Below are 24,885 nucleotides of genomic sequence, written 5' to 3'. Positions count from 1 at the left end.
TCCAGTATCGGGCAGCCACCGGGGATGGGCTAGGGAAAAACTCCCGCCGTGTACAAGCTTACCGTTGCAGGGGCAAATAGCTCTGCTTGAGCTGGCGCAACACGAAACTGGATTTGCTGTGGCGGATGCCGGGAATTTTGTATAGCCGCTCGCGCAGCAGGCGTTCATAGTCGCGCGTGTCGCTCACCGCAATGCGCAGGTAGTAATCGTAATCGCCGGAGACGAGAAACGCTTCCAGCACTTCCGGGATCATGGCCAGCGCGTGGCCGAATTCGAACAGGGCCTGGTCGGAATGGTCGTCCAGCGTCACTTGCACGATGACGGTATCGGCCAAGCCCACCTTGGCCGCGTTGACGTTCACCGTGTAGCCCTCGATGACGCCATCGTCTTCCATGCGCTTGATGCGCGCCCAGCATGGCGACGAGGTCAGGCCCACCTTGGCGCTCAGGTCGTGCAGGCTGATGCGGGCATCCTGCTGCAGGGCCGTCAGGATGGCGAGGTCGAATTTATCCAGCTTCATTCTTTCATATCCTTATTTCACAGAAAATTTTGCTTAAATAAGCATTCTATACGAGAAAACCAGCAGCCTTTTCTGCCGTATCAGGCAGAAAATAGGGCCATGAAACCCGATCCCGCTCCCCTCCTCGCTCCCGCCCACGATGTTGCGCCGCGCAACGGCGCCAGCACCCTGATCGACACCCTGCTGGCGCTCGGTGTCGACACCGTCTTCGGCTATCCGGGCGGTGCCGTGCTGCCCCTGTACGACGCGCTGCACGCCCAGCCCCGCTTGCGCCATGTGCTGGTGCGCCACGAACAGGCGGCCGTGCACGCGGCCGAAGGGTATGCGCGCAGCACGGGCCGGCCCGGCGTCGTCTTCGTCACGTCCGGCCCCGGCATGAGCAATACCACCACGGGCTTGCTCGACGCCCTGTGCGATTCGATTCCCGTCATCTGCATCAGCGGCCAGGTGGCCAGCACCAGCATCGGCACCAACGCCTTCCAGGAATGCGACGCGCTGGGCATTTCGCGCCCCGTCACCAAGTGGAACCGGCAAATCCGCACGGCCGACGAAACGGCCGCCGTCGTGCACGAAGCATTTATGCAAGCCACGCAAGGCCGGCCCGGCCCCGTGCTGATCGACTTTCCCAAGGACTTGCAACTGGCGGCCGTCGCGGACAACACGCCGCTGCAGCCCGCCGCCACAGTGACTGCGCCCCTGCCCGACAGCGCCGACCTGGAACGGGCCGCCAGCCTGATCACTGGCGCGCGCCAGCCCGTGTTGTATGGCGGCGGAGGTCTCATCAATTCCGGCCCGGACGCCTGCGCCGTGTTTCAACAATTAGTGAAACTGGCGGCCGCGCCCTGCACTCTGACCCTGCTGGGCCTGGGCGCCTTTCCCGCTTCGCACCCGGCCTTCCTCGGCATGCTGGGCATGCACGGCACCCTGGAAGCGAACCTGGCCATGCACCATGCGGACGTGATCGTCTGCGTCGGCGCCCGCTTCGACGACCGGGTCACGGGACGGCTGGATGCCTTCTGCCCCGGCGCAAAGATCATCCACATCGATATCGACCCGGCCTCGATCGGCAAGGTGGTGCGCGCCGAGGTGGCCCTGCGCGGCGACTGCGCCCCCGTGTTAAACGCCCTGCTGGCGCAGCTGCGCGGCCGCCTGCTGGCGGACCGCCAGCCGTGGTGGCAGCGCATCGATGGCTGGCGCGCGCAAGACAGCCTGGCGTTCGACGACACGCCGCAGGTGATCGCGCCGCAGGCGCTGATGCGCCGGCTGCAGGCGGCCCTGGACAGAATGGATAGCGGGGACGCCATCGTCTCCACCGATGTGGGCCAGCACCAGATGTGGGCGGCGCAGCACTTGCGCTTCGAGCAGCCGCGCCGCTGGCTGACCTCGGGCGGCGCAGGCACCATGGGCTATGGCTTGCCGGCCGCCATCGGCGCGCAGATCGCCCATCCCGAAAAATGCGTGGTGTGCATCAGCGGCGACGCCTCGATTTTGATGAATATCCAGGAACTGGCCACCGCCGTGCAGCACCGCCTGCCCGTCAAAGTGGTGTTGTCGAACAATGGCGCCATGGGCATGGTGCGCCAGTGGCAAGAACTCATCCATGGCGGGCGCTACAGCCACAGCTACATGGAAGCGCTGCCCGATTTCGTCGCCCTGGCGCGGGCATTCGGCTGGCAGGCGCACACGGTGCGCCGGCGCGAGGAACTCGACGCGGCATTGGCTACCTGCCTGGCCTCCGAAGGCCCCTACTTCCTCGACGTGCGCGTGCATGGCGCAGAAAACTGCTTCCCCATGATGGCGCCCGGCGCGGGGCACCATGAAGTCACCTTGCGCAAGGGCGTGGTGTATGCCGCATAAAAAAGCCGATCAATTCCATATCCTATAAATCCAGTAACTTTCATCTTCCTTCATGGCGCGCGCCAGCTCGGTAGGGCTCAAGCCCGTGATTTCGCGCGTCTCGCGGCAGAAATGCGCCTGGTCGGCGTAACCGCCGCTGGCGGCGATATCGGACCACGACACCCTGCCTTGCAGGATGGCGCCGCGCTCGTCGAGGAATAGCTGCTCCGCGCGGCGCATGCGGCGCAAGGTGCGCATGGGCTGCCCGGCCCAGGCCTTGATGCGGCGCTCGATATGGCGCGCGCTGCGGGCCAGGCCCGTCGAGGCCGCCTGCACGCCCAGGCGGCGCACCCAGTCCTGCACGGCGCCGGCCGATACATCGCTGCCCTTGCGCGCCACCTGCCAGCGCGGCGCAAGAAAAGCCTCCACCAGGCCGATGCGCGCCTCATCGTCGGGCGCCGCCAGCACGGCGTCGGACAAGGCCAGCCAGTCGGCATCGAACAGCGCATCGAGCGGGCGAAACTGGTCCAGCAAGGCATCCATCGATACGCCCGTCAAGGCATGCAGGGCGGCCGGATACAACATCACGACAAACGAATGCACGGGGCCGGGGTTGTAGCTGACCAGCGGATACGAGCGGGGGCCGCCAAACAGCGCGGGCGGCATGCGCACGTCCGGCAGCGACAGGCCCGGCGCGGCCGCCTCCACGTCGCCCGCGACGGTCCAGATGATGCTGCACATGGGCGCGGCAGGAAAACGGTTCAGGCGCTGGGCCGGCGGCAAGGGCGCGCAGCGCGTGGTGTCGCGCACGAGGATGGCGCGCACGCAGGAAGCGAGCGCGGTGCGCGGCGCGATCAGGCGGGTCAGGGGCGTAGGGGCGGCAGGCATGGCGACGATTGTACCGGCAATTTCTGGCCGCGCACGATGTCGTATTCGTTCAATACAAACGGGCCGCAATCGCGTAGAGTATGGCCATTATTACAAGCAATCCTTGTACTTTCACCGTATCGACAGGAGATGTCCATGCCGCCACTCGACCACGCCGCCACGCCCGACATTGCGCGGCCGCTGCGCCAGATCCGCCGCTTGCCGGGGCCCTTCGCCTTGCCCATCGTCGGCAACAGCCTGCAGATCAAGCTCACGCGCATCCACCGCGACGTGGAACAGTGGGTGCAGCGCTACGGCCCCTTCATGCGCGCCTGGTTTGGCCGCACGCTGGTGCTGGTGGTGGCCGACAGCGAGGCCGTCGGCGCCGTGCTGCGCGACCGGCCCGACGGCTTTCGCCGCCCCCTGAGCAGCTCCGTCGTGTCCGACGAAATGGGCGGCGTGCCCGGCCTGTTCCTGGCCGAGGGCACGGAGTGGCGCAACCAGCGCCGCATGGTCATGGCCGGCATGGCGCCCGGCGCCATCAAGGCCTATTTTCCCGCGCTGGTGACGGTGGCGCAGCGCCTGCAGCGGCGCTGGCATCTGGCCGCCACGCAAGGCCAGGCGATCGACCTCGACGGTGACCTGAAACGCTACACGGTCGACATCATCGCCGGCCTGGCCTTCGGCACGCAAGTCAACACGCTCGAATCGGGCGAAGACGTGATCCAGCGCCACATGGACGACATCCTGCCCGCCGTGGCGCGGCGCAGCCTGTCCATGTTCCCGTACTGGCGCTATGTCAAGCTGCCCGTCGACCGCCGCCTGGACCGCGACGTGGCAGCCCTTTCCGCCGCCGTGGCCGACCTGGTGCAGCAGGCGCGCACGCGCATGGCGCACGACCCGGCGCGCCGCGAGCGTCCGCCCAACCTGCTCGAAGCGATGATCGCCGCCGCCGACCTGGAAGGCAGCGGCGTGACCGACCGCAACGTGGCCGGCAATGTGCTGACCATGCTGCTGGCGGGCGAAGATACGACGGCCAACACGGTGTCATGGATGATCTATTTGTTGCAACGCCATCCGCACACCCTGGCGCGGGCGCGCGAGGAAGTGCGGCGCCTGGCGCCCGACGTGGCCCGCTTCACCATCGAGCAGATGGAGTGCCTCGACTACGTGGGCGCCTGCGCCAGCGAAGCCATGCGCTTGAAACCGGTGGCGCCGTTCCTGCCCGTCGAGGCGCTGCGCGACACGGTCATCGGCGATATTGCCGTGCCGGCCGGCACCCTCGTATGGTGCGTGATGCGCAACGACACCGTAGCCGATGCGCACTTTCCCGACGCGCAAGTCTTCCAGCCCGAACGCTGGCTGGCCGAAGGCGGCGAGGCGAACAACAAGCGCGCGTCGATGCCTTTCGGCGCCGGCTTGCGCACGTGCCCGGGCCGCTATCTGGCCTTGCTGGAAATCAAGATCGCCATGGCCATGCTGCTGGGCAGCTTCGACATCGCCGGCGTCGACACGCCCGATGGCGGCGAGGCGCAGGAATTGATGGGTTTTGTGATGTCGCCCATCGGCCTGACGCTGCGCCTGGCGCGGCCGCAGTGATACCATGGGGGAATCTCAGTCAACGTGCTTTCCCCCATGCAAATTCACCTGGAATCGCCGCAACAAGCCGACGTGCAAACCCTGATCGCCGAGCTTGATGCCTATCAGCAGACCCTGTATCCGGCCGAGTGCGTGTATTCGCTGGACCTGGCATCGTTGCCGCCTGACACCCTGCTGTTCGCCGTCGCCCGCGATGCCGCAGGCACGGCGCGCGCCTGCGGCGCCATTGTCGTCACGCCCGATTTCGGCGAGGTCAAGCGCATGTACGTGCATCCGGACAGCCGTGGCCTGGGCCTGGCCAGGCGCCTGCTGGCCTTGCTGGAAGAGCAGGCGCTGGCGCGCGGCTGCCGCTTGCTGACCCTGGAAACGGGCATCCACCAGCCCGCCGCCATCGCCCTGTACGCGCGCCACGGCTACCAGCGGCGCGGGCCCTACGGCGACTATCCCGATGATCCGTTCAGTGTCTTCATGGAAAAACCGCTGCAGGTGGCGGCATGAACGCGCCGGCCGACAGCTTGACGGACATCCGCGCGCGCCTGCGCGCCTTTGCCGCCGAGCGCGACTGGGACCAGTTCCACACGCCGAAAAACCTGGCCATGGCCCTGTCCGTGGAAGTGGCGGAACTGGCCGAGCACTACCAGTGGCTGCCCACGGGCGCGGACAGCGAACTGGACGAAGCGGCGCGCACGGGCATCCGCCACGAACTGGCCGACGTGCTGATGTACCTGGTACGCCTGGCAGACAAGAGCGGCGTCGACCTGCATGCGGCCGTGCTGGAAAAGATGGCACTGAACGCGCAGAAATACCCAGCGCAGCAGGTGCGCGGCGACGCGCGCAAATCGACGCAATACTGACAACCATGCGTGCGTGGCTGCCGCGCAAAAAAGCGTAGCATCAAGCTATGCGTATTCCTCTATCCCTGCTGCTCACCGGCTTGCTCGCCGGTCCACTCTCCAGCACTGTTGCGCTGGCGCAAACCGCGCCCGTGCCGCAAGTGAAAGTGGACGCCACGCGCGACCCCGTGGATAAATCCTACCGCAAGATGCTGCAGGGCGTGGAGCGTTTCGAGCGCGACCATGCGCTGGCGCCGCAAGCGGTGCTGCGCTTCCGTTTGCTGCCGCGCCAGCCGGGCGTGGACATGAAGGGCGTGCAGCTGCGCATCGCCGGCGACAGCGTCAGCATCCCCTTGCCCTTGGCCGAGGACAACAGCTTTGCCCCCGTGCGCAATGCGCAGGCCGCGCGCGAAGACGCAGTGCTGATCGCCAACCGCAAGGCCACCACCATGAGCTGGCGCGCGCAAGTCATCACGCCCGGCTTGCCGCCCGGCACGCGGCGCCTGGGCGACTTGCGCTTGGAATGCCGCGCCGGCATGGATTCTGGTCTGATTTCGAACGACCCGCAGATCATCGCCTGGCTGTCCAGCATGCTCTACAGCACAGACAAGGTCTGCTCCGAGCCGGACGGCAATTATCTGTTTTTCACGGACCGCCGCCTGTTCGGCGTGACCCTCGTGCATGGCGAACGCAGGGTGTCGCTACCGTTCACCATGCTGTACGCGGGCGGCGAGCAAACGCCCGCCTCGCTGCCCTATTGCGATTGCCAGGTCTTGCTTGACCGCACGTATTACGCGCCCCTGTGGGATACGCGCTGGCCCGACGATACCCTGCTGGAATTTACTTACATGGACGAGGTGGCGCCATGAAGCGGCTGATGATCGCCTTGCTGACGCTGCTGGCCGCCTGCTCCGGCACGCGCGCCTTGCAGGCAAGTAAAAATGTGCCGTACGCCACCCTGGAGCAGACGGTGCAGCCGGGCAGCAGCACGCGCGAGCAGCTGCGCGCGGCGCTGGGCGAGAGCACGTCCATCCGTTTCGACAGCGGCAATGAAGTGTGGATGTACACCTACCCGGCAGCCGCGGGCGCGCAGGGGGAATATGTGATTTTGTTTGGCGGGGATGGGGTGGTGAAGAAGGTACGCAGCGGCGAGGTATACCAAGTACGCAAGTGACCCCGCCAGCGTTGCGCCGGCGGGGGTGGCAGGCTTATCTTGCCTTCAGCAAGGCCCGCGAGGCCATGCCGGCGCAGCGCCCCGCGCCGGCAGCCTTGCGCTTGGGGGACGCCTTCAATTTGAAGATGCCGATCGACTGGGCCACGCTATCGGTGCGCTGCGCCAGATTGGTGGCGGCAGCGGCCGCCTGCTCCACCAGCGCCGCATTCTGCTGCGTGATGCCATCCATCTGGATGACGGCCTGGTTGACTTGGCCGATGCCCTGGTTCTGCTCGCGCGTGGTGGAGGAAATCTCGTCCATCACTTCCGTCACGCGGGCCACCGAGGCGATCACTTCCGCCATGGTGGCGCCCGCATTGCTGGTCAGCACGCTGCCCGCATTCACGGTGGCGATCGAATGGTCGATCAGGTGCTTGACTTCCTTGGCCGCCGTCGCCGAGCGCTGCGCCAGGCTGCGCACTTCACCGGCCACGACGGCGAAGCCGCGGCCATGCTCGCCCGCACGCGCCGCTTCCACGGCAGCGTTCAAGGCAAGAATGTTCGTCTGGAAGGCGATGCCGTCGATCAGGCCAATAATGTCGAGAATCTTGCGCGACGAGGTGCTGATTTCATTCATCGTGGTGACCACTTCACTGACGATGGTGCCACCCTTGGCCGCGACGGTCGATGCCTGCGCCGCCAGGTCGTTGGCCGTGGCCACGTGGTCGGCGCTGTTTTGCACCGTGGACGTCAGTTCTTCCATGCTGGCCGCCGTCTGCTCCAGGCTGGACGCCTGCGATTCGGTGCGGCTGGACAAGTCCATATTGCCCGTGGCGATTTCCGCCGTCGTGACGCGGATATCCTCGAAGTTGGCGCGCACGTCGCCGATGATGCTGTGCAAGTTGATATTGGTCTGGCGCAAGGCTGCCATCAATTGACCCATATCATCATCACGCACCTTGTCGATGACACCCGTCAAGTCGCCACCGGCCATCTTGCGCGCCATCGTGATGGCGTCGCCCAGCGGCGCGACGAGGGAATTGTGCAGATGGGCCCAGAAATACAGCATCAGTGCGACGGCCGCGGCGGCAGCGCCGCTGAGCCAGCTGCGCGTGGCCGTGCTCGTGTCGCCATCGATATTCCACACGGCGCAGCCGAGGATGGCCAGCACCACGCCAAAGACGATGCAATGCAGGGCCAGGTCTTGCGACAGGCTCAGCTTGCGCCACTCGGCCAGCTTGGCGACCCAGCCCTGGCGCACGACGCGGCCATTGCGGAATGCCAGCCTGGCGGTATTGCCATCTTTAAAACTTTTATACAGGGCTGCCGCTTCGTTGATCTGCTCGCGCGTAGGCTTGGTACGCACGGACATATAGCCGATCGGGCGGCCGTTTTCAATGACGGGCGTGATATTGGCAAAGACCCAATAAAAATCGCCATTCTTGCAGCGGTTCTTGACCATGCCGGTCCATGGCATGCCCGTCTTGATGGTATCCCACAGGTCGGCAAAGGCTTCGGCCGGCATATCGGGATGACGCAGGATATTCTGTGGTGCACCCAGCAGTTCCATTTCTGAAAAACCGCTGACTTCAATGAAATACTGATTGGCGTAATTGATGTTTCCCTGTAAATCCGTGGTGGAAACAATCGTCATGCCTTCATTTAATACGTATTCCTTTTGCGTGATAGGCGTGTTGACCCGCATGTCGCTCCTCTATTTTTTTAACTAGCATAACAAAAACATAAAAACAATATACCACATCAAGCACCGGCGAGATATCGCAACGAGGACAGTGACGCTGGTCAAATAATTTAATAAAAGTCAATTTATTTATGTTTTAGAATTTACTTTGATTCAACTTGATTGATTTTATTGAAATACAAAATTCAAATTGCATGCAGATGCAATAATTAATAAAAAATTATGTATCGATGCGGCAGGCAATCAATAGGAGGTTTGCGACTATAAAAAGACGCGGAAGCATTGCGATAAAGGCCAGCATATGGCGACGCCTGCCGCCAACAATAATGCAGCAACAATATTCATTTCTTGAGGGAAAATAAAAACTGGCGCGAATGCGCCAGTGGGGGAACTGTCTCCAATCCGCGACACAGGCGCCGGGGCGGCACCTGTGAAGAGATTACTTACTTATAAGTTTTACGCGGAGGAGATTTAGGACGCGCTGGCGCCGGTTTGCGCTCCGTCGTGCCGTCATCGAGGCTGATGCGCAATTTCTGGCCCGACACGACGACCGATTTCAGGTGGTCGAGGATTTCCGGCGGCATGCCTTCCGGCAGGTCCAGCACGCTATAGTTGTCAAAGATATCGATACGGCCGATATGCTTGGCTTCCAGGTTCGCTTCGTTGGCGATGGCGCCCACGATGTTGCTTGGCGTCACGGCGTGCTCACGGCCCACTTCGATACGGTAGGCCGTCACGCCCGGGCGTGGACGTTCCTTCTTCGGCGCGCGCGGCGCAGGTGCTACCTCGCCCGCGTCCGCTGGTGCATCCTTGAACGCTGGCGCGGCCTTGGCGGCAAACGGCTTGCGCGACGCGGCGGGCGGCGCCAGGTCCGGTGCATCGCCGTCGCGGCTGATACGCAGTTGCTGACCAGCAACCCAGACGGACTTCAGCTGATCCAGCAATTCTTTCGGCATGGTATCTGGCAAATCCAGGACGCTGTAATCGTCATAGATTTCAATGCGGCCGATGTTTTTCGAATCGATGCCCGCTTCGTTGGCGATGGCGCCCACGATATTGCCCGGTTTCACGCCATGCTGATGACCGACTTCAATACGGAAAGTCTGCATGCCGGCGTCGGCAGGACGGGAGATGCGTTCCTTTTTCGGGAAGGCCGGGCGTTCGCCACGCTCGCTGCGCTCGTTACGCTCGAAGCGCTCGCCCCGTTCCGGACGGTCGTTGCGTTCGAAGCGGTCTTGGCGCACAGGACGGTCGTCTTGCCAGGTGGCTTGCTCGCGCGCCTTGTTCTTGTCCAGCAACAAAGGCACATTGCCACGCGCCATCTTCGCCAGGGCGGCAGCGATTTCGATGGCGGGAATGTTCTGTTCGCGTTCGAAGTCTTCGATCAGCGACTGGAACTGCTCCAGTTCGCCCAAGGCCAGGGTTTCGCTGATCTGTTCCTTGAACTTGGCGATACGCACGTCGTTGACGGCCTGGATCGTCGGCAGTTCCAGCATGCCGATCGGCTGGCGGGTCGAGCGTTCGATGGCTTTGAGCAAGCTCTTTTCACGCGGGGTGATGAACAGAATCGCTTCGCCGCTGCGGCCGGCACGGCCCGTGCGGCCAATGCGGTGGGTATAGCTTTCCGGATCGTGCGGCACGTCGTAGTTGATGACGTGGCTGATGCGCTCGACGTCCAGGCCGCGGGCGGCCACGTCGGTTGCCACGAGGATGTCAATCTTGCCGTCTTTCAACTGCTGGATCGTGCGCTCGCGCTGCGCTTGCTGGATGTCGCCATTGATGGCGGCAGCCGAGAAGCCACGTGCTTGCAGCTTGCCAGCCAGCTCTTCCGTGCCCAGCTTGGTGCGGGCAAAGATGATCATGCCGTCAAACACTTCCGCTTCCAGGATGCGCGTCAATGCGTCGAGCTTATGCATGCCCGACACCAGCCAGTAGCGCTGGCGAATGTTGTCGGCCGTGCCCGTCTTGGCGGCGACCGTCACTTCGGCCGGATTCACCAGGTACGTCGTGGCGATGCGCTTGATGACGGAAGGCATGGTGGCCGAGAACAGGGCCGTTTGATGGCCTTCCGGCGTTTCTTTCAAGATGCGTTCGACATCATCGATAAAGCCCATGCGCAGCATTTCATCGGCTTCATCCAGCACCAGCGTTTTCAGCTTGGACAGGTCGAGCGAACCCTTGTCCAGGTGATCGATGACGCGGCCAGGGGTACCGACGATGACGTGCACACCGCGGCGCAGGGCCGACAGTTGCGGGCCGTAGCTTTGGCCGCCGTAGATCGGCAGCACGTGGAAGCCGGGAATGTGGGCGGCGTACACCTGGAACGCTTCGGCGACCTGGATGGCCAGTTCGCGCGTCGGTGCCAGGACCAGGGCTTGGGGTGAGCTTTGTTTCAGATCAATGCGCGACAGGATAGGCAAGGCGAAGGCGGCGGTCTTACCCGTGCCTGTTTGCGCCTGGCCCAGCACGTCGCGGTTAGCGAGCAATAATGGAATCGTGGCCGCCTGGATAGGCGACGGTGTTTCGTAACCGACATCCTTGAGCGCGCGAATCAGCGGCTCGCTCAGGTTAAGGTCGGAAAATAAGGAAATTGGTGTATCAGACATGAAATCACTCACAAGTTCGCTCGAATCGCCCAATGCGAAAGAGTGTATCTGCTAGTTTACTCTTTACTGGACCTTACCGGGTGGCTGCATGCCGAAGAACGCCGTTTTTTGCGGCATATCTACCGAAAAAAGGCAGAAAAATCGGCTATCCACACGCAATCGACGCGTGATTTTGCCAACATTAAATGATACACAACAATGTGCCGCCTGCGCCTGTTCTGCGCGGCAACAGCAACGGCGGGCACCTCGCCAGCATGGCGCCCGCCCCGTTTCAGGTGCGCAAGAACTCCAGCAAGTCTTCGTTCAGGCGGTCCTTGTGCGTCGTCGCCAGGCCGTGCGGCGCGCCTGCATACACGAGCAGTTTGCTGCCGATGATGAGCTCGGCAGTGCGCCGCGCCGAGGCGGCAATCGGCACGATCTGGTCGTCGTCGCCATGGATCACCAGGGTCGGCACATCGAACCGGGCCAGGTCGCTGGTGAAATCCGTTTCCGAAAATTGCTTGATGCATAAATAGGATGCCGGCATGCCCGCCTGCATGCCCTGCAGCCAGAAATGCTCGCGCACGCCCTGCGACGGTGTCGCGCCGGGCCGGTTGTAGCCATAGAAGGCCTCGCTCAAGTCGCGGAAGAACTGGCTGCGGTCGGCCTGCACGCCGGCGCGGATGGCGTCAAACGCGGACAGCGGCAAGCCCAGCGGATTTTCAGTGGTTTGCAGCATCAGCGGCGGCACGGCGCCCACCAGCACGGCGCCCGCCAGGCGCTCGGTGCCGTGACGGCCGATGTAGCGCGCCACTTCGCCGCCGCCCGTCGAATGACCGACCAGGGTGGCGCCCGTCAAGTCCAGCGCCTCGATCAGGGCGGCCAGATCATCGGCATAGGTATCCATGTCGTTGCCGGCGAAAGGCTGGCTGGAGCGGCCATGGCCGCGCCGGTCGTGCGCGATGACGCGGTAGCCGTGCGAAGCCAGATAAAACATCTGGTCTTCCCAGGCGTCGGACGACAGCGGCCAGCCGTGGCTGAAGACGACGGGCGGGCCGCTGCCCCAATCCTTGTAATAAATCAGGGTGCCATCGGCGATACGCAGGGTTTTGTTTGAATGCAAGTCAGTGGCAGTCATGCAACGCTCCTTGTCGGTGGGCCAGCGGCCATTGTGGCCGCAATGGCGCGCGCACGCCGCGCGCTACGCCAGAGCATTGCGGTAGAGTAAGATTACCGCTGCTTTGCTTTCCCGTACTCACTTTTGGAGTTGTCATGCGTTTACCCTTCGTCCTCGCCGCCAGCCTGTTCAGCACGGCCGCCCTCGCCCAACCGCTCGTCGCCGAAGCACCCCTGCGCGCCCATCTGTCTTTCCTGGCCGACGATTTGCTCGAAGGACGCGGCACGGGCCAGCGCGGCGGCGACCTGGCCGTGCGCTACCTGGAAACGCAGGCGGCCGTGGCCGGCTTGCAGCCATTGAAAGATGGCACCTATCGCCAGGCGCTGACCATCGTCGGCAGCAAGGCCTTGCCATCGAGCACAGTGACGTTCAGCGCGGGCGGCAAGACCTTGTCTCCCGCCTTTGGCCAGGACATCGTCTTTGGTGCGGCGAATGGCCAGCAGAAAGTGGCGTTCGACGCGCCCGTCGTGTTTGCCGGCTACGGCATCCGCGCGCCCGAAGAAAATTGGGACGATTTCAAGGGCGCCGATCTGAAGGGCAAGCTTGTCATCATGATGGTCAACGATCCGCAACCGACCATTGCCGAACCAAACCGCTTTGCCGGCAAGTCCCTCACGTATTACGGGCGCTGGGTCTACAAATACGAGGAAGCGCTGCGCCAGGGCGCCGCCGGGGTCTTGCTGATCCACACGACGGCATCCGCCTCGTATCCATGGTCGGTGCCCGCCAACGGTTTCGGCCACGAGCGCTTCAACCTCGCCGGCGCGGGCAATGCGATGGAAGGCTGGCTGCAGGAAGACATGGCGCGCACCCTGTTCCAGCAAGCGGGGCAAGACCTGGACGCCTTGCGCGCGCAGGCGGAAACGCGCGCGTTCCGTCCCGTGCCCCTGAACGCGACGGTCAAGGTGGCAGTCAATAGCCAGATCCGCAGCATCGAGCAATTCAACGTGGCCGGCATCGTGCCGGGCACGGACCCGACACTCAAGGACGAAGCTGTCATTTACTCGGCGCACTGGGACCACTTGGGCAAGGATGACGAGGGCAACAGCCAAGGTGGCAAACAGGGCCAGAGTGACCACATCTACAACGGTGCCATCGACAATGCCTCGGGCGCGGCGGCCCTGCTGGCCATGGCGCAGGTGGCCGTGAAACAACCGGCGCGCCGCACGCAGATCTTCCTGTGGCCGGCTGGCGAGGAAACGGGCATGCTGGGCAGCACGGCCTACACGCGCAAGCCCTTATGGCCGCTGGCGAAAACGGCCGCCGACCTGAATCTGGACAGCATGAATTTTGTCGGCAAGACGCACGACATCGGCGTGGCCGGCGCCGAGCGCAGCAGCCTGTACGCGAGCGCCGCCAAGGTGGCCAAGCGCATGGGCCTGCGCCTGGCGCCGACCATCCCCGACCTGTCCGGCGCGTTTTACCGGGCCGACCATTTTGCGTTTGCCAAGGCCGGCGTGCCCGCCTTCAACGTGGGCTCGGCAGTATTCTCCGGCGACGGCTCCTTCGATTTCGTCAAGGAACCGAAAGCCTCGGGCGCGCGCCTGGTGGCGTTTAAAAAGGATTACCACCAGGTCACCGACGAGTACCACCCGTCGTGGGATCTGTCGGGCATGGTGCAGCAGGCGCAGTTCACGCTGAACCTCGGTTACGAAGTGGCGAACGACAAGAACTTGCCTACTTGGAACAAGGGCGAGGCGTTTGGCAAGGTAAAACGTTAAGAGGGTAACAATGTTTTAACCCGCAAAGCAGAAAGGCTGGGGTCGGACCCCAATCCACCCAAGTTAAGCAACAGGCTGCCATCAAGCAGCCTTGTAGGCCATGTATTTATGGGGCTTGTAGGCGTTGGTTTGCCGTGACCTTGATTGTCCTGGGCGATGTAGAAACGTTCGCTTGGCGATCAGAGCCAGCGCGTCGGCAAGCAAGTGTGCTGCCGCCAGCCCAAGCAGCAACGATGGCAAGAGCGGCTTGAGTACCGAATGGACATAGGCGCGGTTGATGCGTCTGTCCGTCGGCAATGCATCTTGCTGGCCGGCGGCACAGCTCGCCAACGCCTGCAGGTTATCGCATATTACCTTGGCGGCCAGATCCTGCATCAGGGCCTGCTGTGACAGTCCCGTCACGTGCTCCAGATGGAGGCGGTGTTTGATGCGCTTGAAGGCTTCCTCAATGCGCCAGCGTTGGTGGTAGAGGTCTCCGAACAATGCGGCAGGGAATTGTTCAACGTCCAGTAAATTGGTCATCAGAACACGCACCTTGCCGGTCGAGGCAACGTGGCGTATCAGGCGCACGGTCTGCGGTTCAGCGGGACATTCATAGTCAAGCGCATCGCGCCGATCCGGCGCCCGCAGCGTGACGATCTGCTCCTGCAGCCCCGACTTCAGAAACTGATTGACGCAGGGAAAGCCTCCGCCGCGGGCCTGCTCGACACGCATGCAGAAGGCAATGCGGCGCTGGTTCAACACGGCGGGCATCCAGTAACATGGATAGCCTCGGTCCAGCAACAGCAGATCTTCCTTGCCAAGCTGGTCGAGCTGTTCGAACAGCATCTGGCGTTCGCCGACGTCGGTACTGTATAGCGAGGCCGAGAGCATCAATTCGGCACCGGGCAGAAACAAGCCAAACACCAGTTGATCGGCCACGGCGGCGCGTTTGACATGGCTGGCGCGCAAGCCAAAGCGAACGGTCGAGGCGTCAGCGGCGACCAGCCTGAAACCGTGCCAGCGCGGCAGGTAGCCATGCTGCTGTGCTTGTGCAATGAGCCAGTCGTTAAGCTCTGGGATGGCCGTGGTAGCAAGTTTTGAGCGTGCCTGAGCGAAAGCCTGGGCGCTCACCTGGTGCGTCAGTTGCGCCTGCTGTTGCAGATGGCCAAAGAATTCATCAAGTTCGGTTTGCACGCTCTTGCGCATGCCGGTGAGCATGAGCGCCACCAAGGATGGCAGCGGCAGTTTGCGGCGACGTTGAAACGCCATCGGATGATCAGGATGGCGGGCGCTAAGCCGAAACTGGTCGGATTGAAGATGGTCGGAGAAATCGGACAGCAAGGAAGCGAGCGACATGAAGGGCCAATGAAGATCAAAAGACCTTCATTGGCCGCCGCCTTGCCGCTGTCGAAAAAAGAGAGGTCAGCAAGGCGGCGGCCGCGCAAAGCCAGTGCCACGTCAAGCACTATTTCATTGAATTGCCAGCAATTGCGCGGGCTTGCTCCTTAACTTGGGTGGATTGGGTCGGACCCTCAGGGTCCGACCCCGGTATTTGCTATGGGGTTTGGCAATTCAAATCGCCATGATGCGTTTCAGGTCGATGAACGCCGTTTCATACAAATGTTGAAACGCGCCCACCATGACCTCTTCCACGCCTTCGGCCGCGTCGAACTCGCTCGACCATTCCGCCACGCAGGAAGCGCCGCCCGGTTCGCCCGTGACGCGCAGGGTGGAGCGGTAGTTCTTGACGGGGATCGGGCCCGAGACGATGGTGTAGCTGTAGCTCTTGTCCGCTTCGCTGTAGCTTTGCAGGCGTTCGGCGATGATGGCGCCGTCCGTGGTTTTCAGGCGGCGCACGCGGCCGCCATGCTCGGACAGGCTGGTCTTGATGGAGCTCGACCATTCAGCCAGCGACTGGAAGCCGCCGATAAAATCCCACACTCGTTCGGCGCTTGCCGCCAATGTCACAGAAACAATTACTTGGGCCATCTTTGATTCGGTTCCTCATCCAGGTTTGCCGGGCGCTGCGCCCGGCCGGCCGGAGATGCCCGGCACAGGCGCTATTTTAGCGCCCATGCGGCTTTACTGCCGAGTCGACAGCGCTGGCGGCGCTCCCGCTTACAGATTTTCCGCCAGGAAAATCAAGGAATTGCCGTGCGCCTGGGCGGCGGCGCGCTGCTGGTAGCTGTCGCGGTGGGTGCAATTGAAGCCGTGCTCGGCGCCCGGGTAGATATGGATTTCCACGTCTTGCCGGTCTTCGAAACGCTCGGCGATGGTTTGCACGGCTTGCGGCGAAATATGGCTATCCTGGCCGCCGAAATGCATGAGCAACGGCACCGTGATCCGGTCGGCCAGCTCCAGCTTGTTCTGGATGCCGCCGCCGTAATAAGCGATGGCGGCGTCGACCAGGCCGGCTGCCGCCGTCTGGAATGACAGGCGGCCGCCGAAGCAGTAACCGATGGAAGCGAGCTTGCCTTCGACTTCAGGCCGCGCGCGCAGGGCGGCGACGGTGGCGGCGATATCGGCGTCGGCATGCGGATTGTCGGTGGCCTGCATCAGCTCCACGGCGCGCTTCCAGCCGGCTTCGTCATAGCCCAGCTCGATGTGCGCGCCCGCGCGCCAGAACAGGTCGGGCACCAGCACCACGTAGCCATCGGCCGCGTACTGGTCGGCCACGGCGCGGATGTGCTCGTTGACGCCGAAAATTTCCTGCAACAGGATGATGGCGGGGCCTTTGCCGATATGCGGCACGGCCAGGTAAGCCTGGAAGCTGCCGTCCGGGCCGGCGATATCGATCCACTGCGATGTTGTGCTCATAGAAACTCCAGTCTGAGGTTGGGGGGAATGCCACAGCCAGGCATGTTACTGGTTTTTCACGCCGCCTGCGTCCGCACCCCTTTGCCCAGGCTCAATACATCTCGCGCAGGTAAATCACGGGGCCCGATCTGAGGATGCCAAAGACAACAACGCCCACCGTGCTGGCCAGGTAGGGATGGTTGCCCACGGAAACGTCGACTCTGCCGGCCTTGCCGGCGCCGGGCGCCAGCAGGGTCAGGCGATTGGCCTGCGGCAACGCACCTTGCACGACGGTATAGGCCAGGTCATCAGCGGCCAGATTGCTGCAGTCCAGCGTTTTCTTGCAATTGACAAACAGTACCTGCGACTTGTTGAACGCACTGATGCTGTCGAGCAGGTTCGTGATCCATTTCGTGCCATTCCAGTACTGCACTTGCACGGCCAGCCGGACGGGCAGCAACTCGGAGCCGTAGCCGTGGGCGACCTGCCATTGCCCCGACAGCACGGTCATCCTTGCCTCGTTCTGTATCAATGCCGAACTTGAGCTGACGACGGCGCCGCCGGGATACGTGCTGCTGGCGCGCAGCAGCACGTCGGTGGGCGCCACCGTCACCGGCGCGCCTGCCTTGCCCGGAAAACGGTAGGCGACCATGGTTCGGGCGATGCCGAGGGTGAATTTCGCGGGCGCCACGCCGGTGACGGTGGTTTGTGCCTTGCTGCCATCGGTGAGGCGGCTGCTGCCATCAGGGGTGCTCGGTGGAAAGGAAATCGTGCCCGTGGCCGCATTCAGGCCTTCGAGCAACACGGGCGCCAGGACACCCGGATTACGCTCGTCATAATTGGCCGTCGTCGCTCCCCCCAGGGCACGCGCCGTCACGCGCACGCCTATCGCCTGCCCCGAGTAGGCGTAGCGGCCTGTTTCCCCATCGTTGGCGCAGGTGAGCGGGGCAGCGCACGGCGTGGCGATGCCGTTGGTCGCGGCCGGCTCGTCACTGTCGTCCTTTTTGATCAGCTCCGTGATGAAGTGGTGCGGGATGAACTGCACCTCCTCGCTCACGCGCGAGGGCTTGGGCAAGTCCGGCACGGTAACATTGGCATCCAGGTAACCGTTGGGGTTAGCCAGTTTGAAGGCGATGGTGATCGTTCCCACTTCCGGCCAGCTCAAGTCACTGCTGGCAACGCTGCCATTCTTGAAGACCATGCCACCCTGAATGTCCGGCTTGGCTGGTTTGCTAATCTCGATCGTCGTCGGCTTTACCAGGCTGGCCAGCGTAGGCAGCGCAGTTTCTGACGGTTTTTCATTGCCGAAGTTCGGCGTCACGGCGCCCGCGCTATTGAGCGCGCTCATGCTGACCGTCACTGGCGCGCCTGCGCGCTGGGGGTTCGCGATGGCAACGACGCTGAACGCGTCCGGCACGACGATGACATCGGCGTTGCCCGTCATGCTCAAGCCAGTGTCGCCGCTTGCGCTTGACCCCGTATAGGTCGCTTTCAAATTTACCTTTCCCACATCCGCGTAGGACATGACGGCCGTGGCGACGCCCTGGCCGTTGAACGCCAGGTTGACACTCTTCCCCAGGGCACTGCAAGCACTGCTGTTATTCGCCGCCAGGGCAATGAAACCACCCGTGCCTTTGACAAAGACCGGCAAAGTGCCGCTGGCGGGATTGCTGTAGCCGCAAGCGAGCGTCAAGTCCTTGTTTTTATTCGCAAACAGGGGCACGCAGGCTTGCTGGTCTCCGCTGGCCTGCACGGCGCTGATGCCAAACGACGGCTGCGTGCCCGAGATATGGTTGGTGGGCGTGAGCATCAAGCCCGTCGCCGCGAACGCCATGTTGCAGCTGTTGCTATTGTCCGAGCGGCGCTTGCACACCAGCGCGTCCGTGGCGCCGGGCACGCTGGTCAGGCTCAGGGTGGCCGTGCCGACGGTGTACTGGCGCACGCTGGCCGTAGCCACCCCGCTGCTGTCGATCTGCGTCGCCGTGCCGCCGGGGCTGACGGTGACATTCGCGCCGCCCGTGTACTTGGCGCTGCAGGCCGCATCCGCGCACGCCGTCACCGTCACGCTTTGCGGCGCGCACGTCAGGGCCGTGCCTGGATGGTCGATCTGGAAGTGGTGGGGTCCGGTGGGGGTGCCGGGGCCGCATTTCGGGCCGTTGACGCTGCCGGCAGGCCAGCCACTGTTGTTGGTGACGCAACTGCAGGGGTTGGCTGGAGTATAGGCCTTGCAGGTAATGGTCTGCTGCACCCGGCCGTGATAGCCCAATGTAATGTGATCAACCAAGGCGTTGCCGGTAATGGTCGCATCGGAATCCCCAAGGGTCACGTTTCCACCTTCTATATCGCCCTTGATGGTAGCTTTGTTCTCAATGACCAGCGTCTGGGATGCCTTGACATTGCCCGTCACAAGCAGGTCCGCCGACTTCAGTTGGATGGAAGGGGCAGTCAGGTTGCCCGTCACCTTGCTTGCAGACTCGATCAAGAGCGAGGTGCTGGCGGTGATGCTGCCATCAATAACGACAGCGGAAGCGGTAACGATGGTGGTACCGGTAATAGCCCCCGTGACATTCACTCTCGATGCAAGATTTACTGGCCCTGTCGAGCTAATACCGTTTGTGACCTTGGCATCCGCCTCGATGCTCACGGAGCCGCCCTGGATAGCGCCATTCACGGTCGAACTGGCAGAGATAGTGACGGCACCCGTGGCATTAAGATTGCCTGTCACGCTGATCGGACTGCCGCCCAGCTTGATCGACGACGCGATAATATTGGCGACTATGTTTTGTCCGTTCTGCCCGCCTGCGATAAAAGTGCCGCCATTGGCGATAATGCTACCGCCACTTATTTTTAACCTCGCTGGCGGGTTGTCGCTGACATTGATATCTCCCTTGGCCGTCAGGGTAGCCGTGCCTCTCATCGTCAAGCCTTGGTTATACGTTATTGTCACAGGGCTGTTGACCGTCACACGGTAGCCGCTCTCAATGACCATCTCGTCATTCCATAACATCGACAAAGAGGCGCAGGTATATTCGACGCCGCTATTGCTGCAGTCCGTGACGGCAGCACCGTTAAAATTGAGCGTTCCGGCGCGGGCTAGGCCAGTGCACAGCGAAAATAGTAAAGCGGCAATGAAAATATATAGGCGCACGGTGTTCGGCAATCTGATGAATGAGAGGACAAACGGTTTGTAGCAAATTTCATGCTAATCTGCATGCCAAAACCGCAGTTGCATTATGGCACTATCTCATTTATCTCATTCATTGCATGATCAAGCACAGCCCGCAAGAATTTCCATTACGTACCGTCGATATCATCGTCTACCCCGGTTTCAAGGCGCTGGAAGCCATCGGTGCCATGAAAGTGTTTGATTACGCCAACACCCATTTACGCCTGCGCAATCTGCCCGGCGGCTACGACGTGCGCATCGTGTCGACGGCCATTGGTCCCGTCGAGTCCGACACGCTGATGTCGCTGCACGCCAGCAAGGCGCTCGATGTGAACCGCCTGCCCGACCTGGCCGTCATCGTCGGCTGCCACCACGTCGAGCAAGTCTTGCAGGATATTCCCGCCCTCGCCGCCTGGGTGGCCGAGGCGGCGCCGCGCATCGATACCCTGGCGGCGCTGTGCACGGGCTGCTTCTTCCTGGCCGAGGCGGGTGTGCTCGACGGCAAGAGCGCCGCCACGCACTGGAGCGCCGTGGACAGCCTGCGCCAGCGCTATCCATTGATACAGGTCAATGCCGATGCGATTTTCGTGCGCGCAGGAAAATTCTGGACGTCGGCCGGCGTGACGGCCGGCATCGACTTGGCGCTGGCCCTGGTGGAAGACGATTTCAGCCGCGATATCGCGCTGGAAGTGGCGCGCGACCTGGTGGTGTACCTGAAGCGGCCCGGCGGCCAGTCGCAGTTTTCCGTGCACCTGTCGAGCCAGATGACCACGCATCCGACCATCCGCCAGTTGCAGGGCTGGATCATGGAACACCTGGGCGAAGAGATCACGGTGCCGCTGCTGGCGGCCAGGCTGGCCATGAGCGAGCGCAATTTTACGCGCGTGTTCCAGCGCGAAACGGGCAGCAGCCCCACGGAATTCATCGAGACGGCCCGCTTTGAAGTGGCGCGCCGCTTGCTGGAAGACAATGTGTCTTCCTTAAAACAGGTCGCCGTGCAGGCGGGCTTGCGCAGCGAGGACAGGCTGCGCCGCCTGTTTCAAAAGAAACTCGCCATCACTCCACGCGACTACCGCGAGCGCTTTTCCAGCACGGCGCGCTAGACGCACGCAGCAGTCATCAGCGCGACTTGTTGCTACGCACGTGGCGCGTGGCCAGCTGCTGGCGGTGCCAGGCCAGCGGCGTAAACATCAGCGCGCACAGCAGATAGGTGGCCAGCAGCGCCAGCCAGATGGCGGGCGTGGCGAGGATGGCGGCATTGCTCCACCACAAGGCCAGCAGGGAGGACAAGGCCGCGCCGAGAAAGACGGGCAGCATGCGGCGCAACGTGGCGAGGTAGGCAGTGGCAAACATGGGCGGCTCCCAAAGCAAGGCGGATACCTTCACACTAGCAGGCGCAGGCAGCGAAGTACAGCCTGCCGCCCTGCCCCGTCCGTCAAGTGTTGCGCAAGGAGTACATCCGATAAGATTAGTACAACACCACGGAACGGATCGATTCGCCGCTCTTCATCAGGTCGAAGCCCTGGTTGATATCTTCCAGTTTCAAACGGTGCGTGATCAGGTCGTCGATGTTGAGCTTGCCTTCCATATACCAGTCGACGATTTTCGGCACGTCCGTGCGCCCGCGTGCGCCGCCGAAGGCCGAACCGCGCCACTCGCGCCCCGTCACCAGCTGGAATGGCCGCGTGGAAATTTCCTGGCCCGCTGCCGCCACACCGATGATGAAGGACTTGCCCCAGCCCTTGTGCGTACACTCGAGCGCCTGGCGCATCAGGGTCGTGTTGCCGACGCATTCAAACGAATAATCGGCGCCGCCGTCCGTCAGTTGCACGATGGCATCGACGACGTTTTCCACTTCATTCGGGTTAATAAAATGCGTCATGCCGAACTTGCGCGCGATGGCCTGGCGCGCCGGATTGATGTCGATGCCGATGATCTTGTCGGCGCCGACCATTTTCGCCGCCTGGATCACGTTCAGGCCGATGCCGCCCAGGCCGAACACGGCGACGTTGGCGCCCGCCTCCACCTTGGCGGAGAACAATACGGCGCCCACGCCCGTCGTCACGCCGCAACCGATGTAGCAAACCTTGTCGAATGGCGCGTCGGAACGGATTTTGGCGAGAGCGATTTCCGGCACGACGATGTAGTTCGAGAAGGTGGAGGTGCCCATGTAGTGGAACAGCGGCTGGCCATTCAGCGAAAAGCGGCTGGTCGCGTCAGGCATCAGGCCGCGGCCCTGCGTGGAGCGGATGGCCTGGCACAGGTTCGTCTTTTGCGACAGGCAGAACTTGCACTGGCGGCATTCCGGCGTGTACAGGGGGATGACGTGGTCATCCTTTTTCAGGGTCGTCACGCCCGGGCCCACGTCGACGACGACGCCGGCGCCTTCATGGCCGAGGATGGCCGGAAAGATGCCTTCCGGATCGGCGCCGGACAGGGTGTAGTAATCGGTATGGCAAATGCCCGTGGCTTTCAGCTCGACCAGCACTTCGCCGGCGCGCGGGCCGGCCAGGTCGACTTCTTCGATGGTCAACGGGGCGCCCGCCTTCCAGGCAATCGCGGCTTTGGTTTTCATGGGGATTCTTCCTGCTCGGTTTCAGATGCGCCATTATCGGGCGCGTGAGGGCGTGACGCTGCAGCTGGCGCCGCGCTTGTCTGAAAACGCCACGCATTTGTCCGATGCCGCTGCACGGTGCAGCAGCGCACGGAAGCGCGGCAGGCGCGGGGCGTATGCTGGCGTCAGTGCGATGTCCGTTTGCGCCAGCTCAATCTTCCCGGCAGACAGACGCGCATTCTTGGCACAAGCGCCATTCATCGCGTAGCCGTTGCGTCGTTGCCGCAGGAGACTGACATGCGCCATCTTCTTTCCCACTTTTCCCGCCCCTGGCTGCCCCTGCTGCCGCTGCTGCTGGCATGCTGCCTGGCCCTGCTGGCCGCCTGTGGCGGCGGCCATGACGACGACCCGCCCGGCGCCACCACGGGTGACCTGACAATCAGCATCGGCGGCTTGCCGGCCGGAGTGGCGGGCGCCGTCACCCTCAGCGGCCCTGCGTCCTACAGTAAGACGTTGACGGCGAGTACCACGCTCACTGGCCTGGTGCCCGGCGCCTACACGCTCAGCGCCGCCAGCGTGGCGCAAGGCACGGGAACGCTGGCACCCACGCCCGTCACGCAGCAGGTACAAGTCAATGCGGGCGCGACGGCCAGCGCCAGTATCACCTATGCGGCCACTGCACCGCTGGCACTGGCCCTGCAAGAGGTGGCCAGTGGCTTGAGCGCACCCATCTTCCTCACGGCGCCGCCCGGCGACAGCCGCCTCTTCATTCTCGAGCGCCCCGGCCGCATCCGCGTGCTGCAGAACGGCACCCTGCTGGCCACGCCCTTCCTCGATATCAGCCCGCTCACCACTACCAGCGGCGAGCGGGGCTTGCTGTCGATGGCCTTCCATCCGCAATACGCCAGCAACGGCTATTTCTTTATCTATTACACCAATCTGGCCGGCGACATCGTCATCGAGCGGCAGCAAGTGTCGGCGGGCAACGCCAACGTGGCAGATCCCCTGTCCGCCCTGACCATCCTCACGATACCCCACCCCACGTTCAGCAACCACTATGGCGGCTTGCTCAGCTTTGGCCCGGACGGCTACCTGTACGCGGGCACGGGCGACGGCGGCAGCGCGGGTGACCCGTCCGGCAATGCGCAAAACACGAATGTGCTACTAGGAAAACTGCTGCGCCTGGACGTCAACGCCAGCACGGTAGCCCAGCCTTACGTCATTCCACCGGGCAACCCATTTGCCGGCACACCGGGCACACGCGGGGAAATCTGGGCGTATGGCTTGCGCAACCCATGGCGCTACGCCTTCGACATACCGGCCCAGCTGCTGTATATCGCCGACGTGGGCCAGGCCAATTGGGAAGAGGTCGATGTGCGCCCCGTGGGGCAGGCGGGCAACAACTATGGCTGGAACATCATGGAAGGGTTGCACTGTTACAACAGCAGCAGTTGCAACCAGGCGGGGCTGGTCCTGCCCGCCATCGAATACGCCCACGATACGGCCGGCGGCTGCTCCATCACGGGCGGCTATGTGTACCGGGGCACGGCCCTGCCGGAACTGGCGGGGCAGTACCTGTATTCGGACTACTGCAGCGGCTGGCTGAAAAGTTTCAGCTACGGCAATGGCACGCCCTCCGCAGTGACGGACTGGGGCATCACCAACGTGGGCAATATTCTGTCGTTTGGCCAGGATGCGCAAAACGAGCTATACATGCTGAGCGGCACGGGAAAGGTATACAAGGTTGTACGTAAATAAGTGGGTATAAATAAGCATACGCAGGCAGTCATGGCGGCGCACGCGGCAGAGGGCGTTTTTCGACGGGGCGCGGGGAACCGGCTAGAATGGGTTTTTCCCGTCGCGCCACGCGCACCAGCCCAAGAGAACACCATGGCCCGTTTGAAACTTGAATTCCCCGAAGACCAGTACTGCTATTCCTCGCAACTGACGGTACGCACCACGGACATCAATGCCGGCAATCATCTCGGCAACGATTCCATGATTTCCATGATTTCCGAGGCGCGTGCCCGCTTCCTGTTTGAATTCGGCGTGCGCGATATTGAAGCGGACGGCACCGGCATCATCGTCACCGACCTGGCTACCACCTACCGTGCCGAAGCCCATGCGCGCGACCAGTTGCTGTTCGAAGTGGGCGTCATGGATTTCAATAAATATGGCGGCGACATCACTTTCCGCATCACGCGTCCCCGCGACAACACCCTGATTGCCATGGCCAAGTCCGGCTTTGTATTTTTCAACTACAAGCGCAGCCAGGTCGTGCCCATGCCGGAAGAGTTCGGCAGCAAGTTCCCGCAGGTAAACTGGATCGATTAAGGGACAGATTAAGCGGCTCGCCCTGCCGCCATGCTGTATGCTTGCCAGGAAGACATTGAA

At 62.7% G+C, this 24,885-nt stretch carries 21 protein-coding genes; 10 read left to right on the top strand and 11 right to left on the bottom strand.

Annotated elements, in window-relative coordinates:
• Nucleotides 1–58: 58 nt before the first annotated feature.
• On the bottom strand, nucleotides 59–520 hold the full coding sequence (locus CNX70_RS04260; protein WP_070217690.1) for an Lrp/AsnC family transcriptional regulator: 462 nt from the start codon (nucleotides 518–520) through the stop codon (nucleotides 59–61).
• A 99-nt stretch (nucleotides 521–619) separates the two neighbouring features.
• Between CNX70_RS04260 and ilvB the strand changes: the two genes are divergently transcribed.
• Nucleotides 620–2,377, top strand: a complete 1,758-nt coding sequence (gene ilvB / locus CNX70_RS04255) for a biosynthetic-type acetolactate synthase large subunit (RefSeq protein WP_096233701.1) — start codon at nucleotides 620–622, stop codon at nucleotides 2,375–2,377.
• Between the two features lie 9 nt (nucleotides 2,378–2,386).
• On the opposite strand, the gene CNX70_RS04250 is transcribed toward ilvB, so the two are convergent.
• Nucleotides 2,387–3,244: a helix-turn-helix domain-containing protein gene (locus tag CNX70_RS04250; protein WP_244199033.1), complete on the bottom strand. Its 858-nt coding sequence runs from the start codon at nucleotides 3,242–3,244 to the stop codon at nucleotides 2,387–2,389.
• A 135-nt stretch (nucleotides 3,245–3,379) separates the two neighbouring features.
• Between CNX70_RS04250 and CNX70_RS04245 the strand changes: the two genes are divergently transcribed.
• From CNX70_RS04245 to CNX70_RS04225, 5 genes are read left to right on the top strand one after another with little or no spacing between them, the layout of a single operon-like run.
• Nucleotides 3,380–4,822: a cytochrome P450 gene (locus CNX70_RS04245; protein ID WP_244199032.1), complete on the top strand. Its 1,443-nt coding sequence runs from the start codon at nucleotides 3,380–3,382 to the stop codon at nucleotides 4,820–4,822.
• 36 nt (nucleotides 4,823–4,858) lie between these two features.
• Nucleotides 4,859–5,320, top strand: a complete 462-nt coding sequence (locus tag CNX70_RS04240) for a GNAT family N-acetyltransferase (protein ID WP_096233699.1) — start codon at nucleotides 4,859–4,861, stop codon at nucleotides 5,318–5,320.
• Nucleotides 5,317–5,676 carry a nucleotide pyrophosphohydrolase gene (locus CNX70_RS04235; protein ID WP_096233698.1) on the top strand — a complete coding sequence of 120 codons (360 nt, stop codon included), beginning with the start codon at nucleotides 5,317–5,319 and terminating at the stop codon, nucleotides 5,674–5,676. Before CNX70_RS04240 ends, CNX70_RS04235 begins: the two co-directional genes overlap by 4 nt.
• A gap of 47 nt (nucleotides 5,677–5,723) precedes the next feature.
• Nucleotides 5,724–6,524 (top strand): hypothetical protein, encoded by an 801-nt coding sequence (locus CNX70_RS04230; RefSeq protein WP_096233697.1) that lies wholly within the window; start codon nucleotides 5,724–5,726, stop codon nucleotides 6,522–6,524.
• On the top strand, nucleotides 6,521–6,829 hold the full coding sequence (locus CNX70_RS04225; RefSeq protein WP_096233696.1) for an outer membrane protein assembly factor BamE domain-containing protein: 309 nt from the start codon (nucleotides 6,521–6,523) through the stop codon (nucleotides 6,827–6,829). Before CNX70_RS04230 ends, CNX70_RS04225 begins: the two co-directional genes overlap by 4 nt.
• A gap of 34 nt (nucleotides 6,830–6,863) precedes the next feature.
• Here CNX70_RS04225 and CNX70_RS04220 read toward each other — a convergent pair whose 3' ends face one another.
• The 3 genes from CNX70_RS04220 to CNX70_RS04210 form a co-directional block, all read right to left on the bottom strand.
• Nucleotides 6,864–8,513, bottom strand: a complete 1,650-nt coding sequence (locus tag CNX70_RS04220; protein WP_096233695.1) for a methyl-accepting chemotaxis protein — start codon at nucleotides 8,511–8,513, stop codon at nucleotides 6,864–6,866.
• 440 nt (nucleotides 8,514–8,953) lie between these two features.
• Nucleotides 8,954–11,116, bottom strand: a complete 2,163-nt coding sequence (locus CNX70_RS04215) for a DEAD/DEAH box helicase (RefSeq protein ID WP_096238264.1) — start codon at nucleotides 11,114–11,116, stop codon at nucleotides 8,954–8,956.
• A gap of 271 nt (nucleotides 11,117–11,387) precedes the next feature.
• A complete protein-coding gene (locus CNX70_RS04210) occupies nucleotides 11,388–12,233 on the bottom strand; it encodes an alpha/beta fold hydrolase (RefSeq protein WP_096233694.1) in 846 nt (281 codons plus the stop codon).
• A gap of 134 nt (nucleotides 12,234–12,367) precedes the next feature.
• Here CNX70_RS04210 and CNX70_RS04205 point away from each other — a divergent pair, with 134 nt between their 5' ends.
• A complete protein-coding gene (locus tag CNX70_RS04205; RefSeq protein WP_096233693.1) occupies nucleotides 12,368–13,993 on the top strand; it encodes a M28 family peptidase in 1,626 nt (541 codons plus the stop codon).
• Between the two features lie 81 nt (nucleotides 13,994–14,074).
• On the opposite strand, the gene CNX70_RS04200 is transcribed toward CNX70_RS04205, so the two are convergent.
• From CNX70_RS04200 to CNX70_RS04185, 4 genes are all read right to left on the bottom strand, one after another.
• Entirely contained in the window at nucleotides 14,075–15,331 is a 1,257-nt protein-coding gene (locus CNX70_RS04200) for an IS4 family transposase (protein ID WP_096233692.1), read from the bottom strand.
• 216 nt (nucleotides 15,332–15,547) lie between these two features.
• Nucleotides 15,548–15,964: an SRPBCC family protein gene (locus tag CNX70_RS04195; RefSeq protein WP_096233691.1), complete on the bottom strand. Its 417-nt coding sequence runs from the start codon at nucleotides 15,962–15,964 to the stop codon at nucleotides 15,548–15,550.
• 129 nt (nucleotides 15,965–16,093) lie between these two features.
• Complete coding sequence (locus CNX70_RS04190; RefSeq protein ID WP_096233690.1) at nucleotides 16,094–16,792, bottom strand: dienelactone hydrolase family protein; 699 nt, start codon at nucleotides 16,790–16,792, stop codon at nucleotides 16,094–16,096.
• 91 nt (nucleotides 16,793–16,883) lie between these two features.
• Complete coding sequence (locus CNX70_RS04185; protein WP_167389609.1) at nucleotides 16,884–19,688, bottom strand: DUF6701 domain-containing protein; 2,805 nt, start codon at nucleotides 19,686–19,688, stop codon at nucleotides 16,884–16,886.
• Between the two features lie 347 nt (nucleotides 19,689–20,035).
• On the opposite strand from CNX70_RS04185, the gene CNX70_RS04180 reads away from it, so the two are divergent.
• Nucleotides 20,036–21,040, top strand: coding sequence for a GlxA family transcriptional regulator (locus tag CNX70_RS04180; protein ID WP_096233686.1), 1,005 nt, complete (start codon nucleotides 20,036–20,038; stop codon nucleotides 21,038–21,040).
• A gap of 16 nt (nucleotides 21,041–21,056) precedes the next feature.
• Here CNX70_RS04180 and CNX70_RS04175 read toward each other — a convergent pair whose 3' ends face one another.
• Nucleotides 21,057–21,290, bottom strand: a complete 234-nt coding sequence (locus tag CNX70_RS04175) for a hypothetical protein (RefSeq protein ID WP_096233684.1) — start codon at nucleotides 21,288–21,290, stop codon at nucleotides 21,057–21,059.
• A 115-nt stretch (nucleotides 21,291–21,405) separates the two neighbouring features.
• Entirely contained in the window at nucleotides 21,406–22,512 is a 1,107-nt protein-coding gene (locus tag CNX70_RS04170) for an S-(hydroxymethyl)glutathione dehydrogenase/class III alcohol dehydrogenase (RefSeq protein ID WP_034784313.1), read from the bottom strand.
• Between the two features lie 276 nt (nucleotides 22,513–22,788).
• On the opposite strand from CNX70_RS04170, the gene CNX70_RS04160 reads away from it, so the two are divergent.
• Nucleotides 22,789–24,249, top strand: coding sequence for a PQQ-dependent sugar dehydrogenase (locus CNX70_RS04160; protein WP_096233680.1), 1,461 nt, complete (start codon nucleotides 22,789–22,791; stop codon nucleotides 24,247–24,249).
• 132 nt (nucleotides 24,250–24,381) lie between these two features.
• Entirely contained in the window at nucleotides 24,382–24,825 is a 444-nt protein-coding gene (locus CNX70_RS04155; RefSeq protein ID WP_071079638.1) for a thioesterase family protein, read from the top strand.
• The last annotated feature ends 60 nt before the right edge of the window (nucleotides 24,826–24,885 follow it).

Source organism: Janthinobacterium svalbardense, assembly GCF_002327145.1.
Taxonomy (GTDB): domain Bacteria; phylum Pseudomonadota; class Gammaproteobacteria; order Burkholderiales; family Burkholderiaceae_D; genus Janthinobacterium; species Janthinobacterium tructae.
This window is presented reverse-complemented; position numbering and strand designations above follow the sequence as displayed.

What these genes read in the sequence shown, in the direction of transcription:
- CNX70_RS04260 (WP_070217690.1), bottom strand. Translation starts at nt 520, where the DNA reads ATGAAGCTGGATAAATTCGACCTCGCCATCCTGACGGCCCTGCAGCAG.
- ilvB (WP_096233701.1), top strand. Translation starts at nt 620, where the DNA reads ATGAAACCCGATCCCGCTCCCCTCCTCGCTCCCGCCCACGATGTTGCG.
- CNX70_RS04250 (WP_244199033.1), bottom strand. Translation starts at nt 3,244, where the DNA reads ATGCCTGCCGCCCCTACGCCCCTGACCCGCCTGATCGCGCCGCGCACC.
- CNX70_RS04245 (WP_244199032.1), top strand. Translation starts at nt 3,380, where the DNA reads ATGCCGCCACTCGACCACGCCGCCACGCCCGACATTGCGCGGCCGCTG.
- CNX70_RS04240 (WP_096233699.1), top strand. Translation starts at nt 4,859, where the DNA reads ATGCAAATTCACCTGGAATCGCCGCAACAAGCCGACGTGCAAACCCTG.
- CNX70_RS04235 (WP_096233698.1), top strand. Translation starts at nt 5,317, where the DNA reads ATGAACGCGCCGGCCGACAGCTTGACGGACATCCGCGCGCGCCTGCGC.
- CNX70_RS04230 (WP_096233697.1), top strand. Translation starts at nt 5,724, where the DNA reads ATGCGTATTCCTCTATCCCTGCTGCTCACCGGCTTGCTCGCCGGTCCA.
- CNX70_RS04225 (WP_096233696.1), top strand. Translation starts at nt 6,521, where the DNA reads ATGAAGCGGCTGATGATCGCCTTGCTGACGCTGCTGGCCGCCTGCTCC.
- CNX70_RS04220 (WP_096233695.1), bottom strand. Translation starts at nt 8,513, where the DNA reads ATGCGGGTCAACACGCCTATCACGCAAAAGGAATACGTATTAAATGAA.
- CNX70_RS04215 (WP_096238264.1), bottom strand. Translation starts at nt 11,116, where the DNA reads ATGTCTGATACACCAATTTCCTTATTTTCCGACCTTAACCTGAGCGAG.
- CNX70_RS04210 (WP_096233694.1), bottom strand. Translation starts at nt 12,233, where the DNA reads ATGACTGCCACTGACTTGCATTCAAACAAAACCCTGCGTATCGCCGAT.
- CNX70_RS04205 (WP_096233693.1), top strand. Translation starts at nt 12,368, where the DNA reads ATGCGTTTACCCTTCGTCCTCGCCGCCAGCCTGTTCAGCACGGCCGCC.
- CNX70_RS04200 (WP_096233692.1), bottom strand. Translation starts at nt 15,331, where the DNA reads ATGTCGCTCGCTTCCTTGCTGTCCGATTTCTCCGACCATCTTCAATCC.
- CNX70_RS04195 (WP_096233691.1), bottom strand. Translation starts at nt 15,964, where the DNA reads ATGGCCCAAGTAATTGTTTCTGTGACATTGGCGGCAAGCGCCGAACGA.
- CNX70_RS04190 (WP_096233690.1), bottom strand. Translation starts at nt 16,792, where the DNA reads ATGAGCACAACATCGCAGTGGATCGATATCGCCGGCCCGGACGGCAGC.
- CNX70_RS04185 (WP_167389609.1), bottom strand. Translation starts at nt 19,688, where the DNA reads ATGAGAGGCACGGCTACCCTGACGGCCAAGGGAGATATCAATGTCAGC.
- CNX70_RS04180 (WP_096233686.1), top strand. Translation starts at nt 20,036, where the DNA reads ATGATCAAGCACAGCCCGCAAGAATTTCCATTACGTACCGTCGATATC.
- CNX70_RS04175 (WP_096233684.1), bottom strand. Translation starts at nt 21,290, where the DNA reads ATGTTTGCCACTGCCTACCTCGCCACGTTGCGCCGCATGCTGCCCGTC.
- CNX70_RS04170 (WP_034784313.1), bottom strand. Translation starts at nt 22,512, where the DNA reads ATGAAAACCAAAGCCGCGATTGCCTGGAAGGCGGGCGCCCCGTTGACC.
- CNX70_RS04160 (WP_096233680.1), top strand. Translation starts at nt 22,789, where the DNA reads ATGCGCCATCTTCTTTCCCACTTTTCCCGCCCCTGGCTGCCCCTGCTG.
- CNX70_RS04155 (WP_071079638.1), top strand. Translation starts at nt 24,382, where the DNA reads ATGGCCCGTTTGAAACTTGAATTCCCCGAAGACCAGTACTGCTATTCC.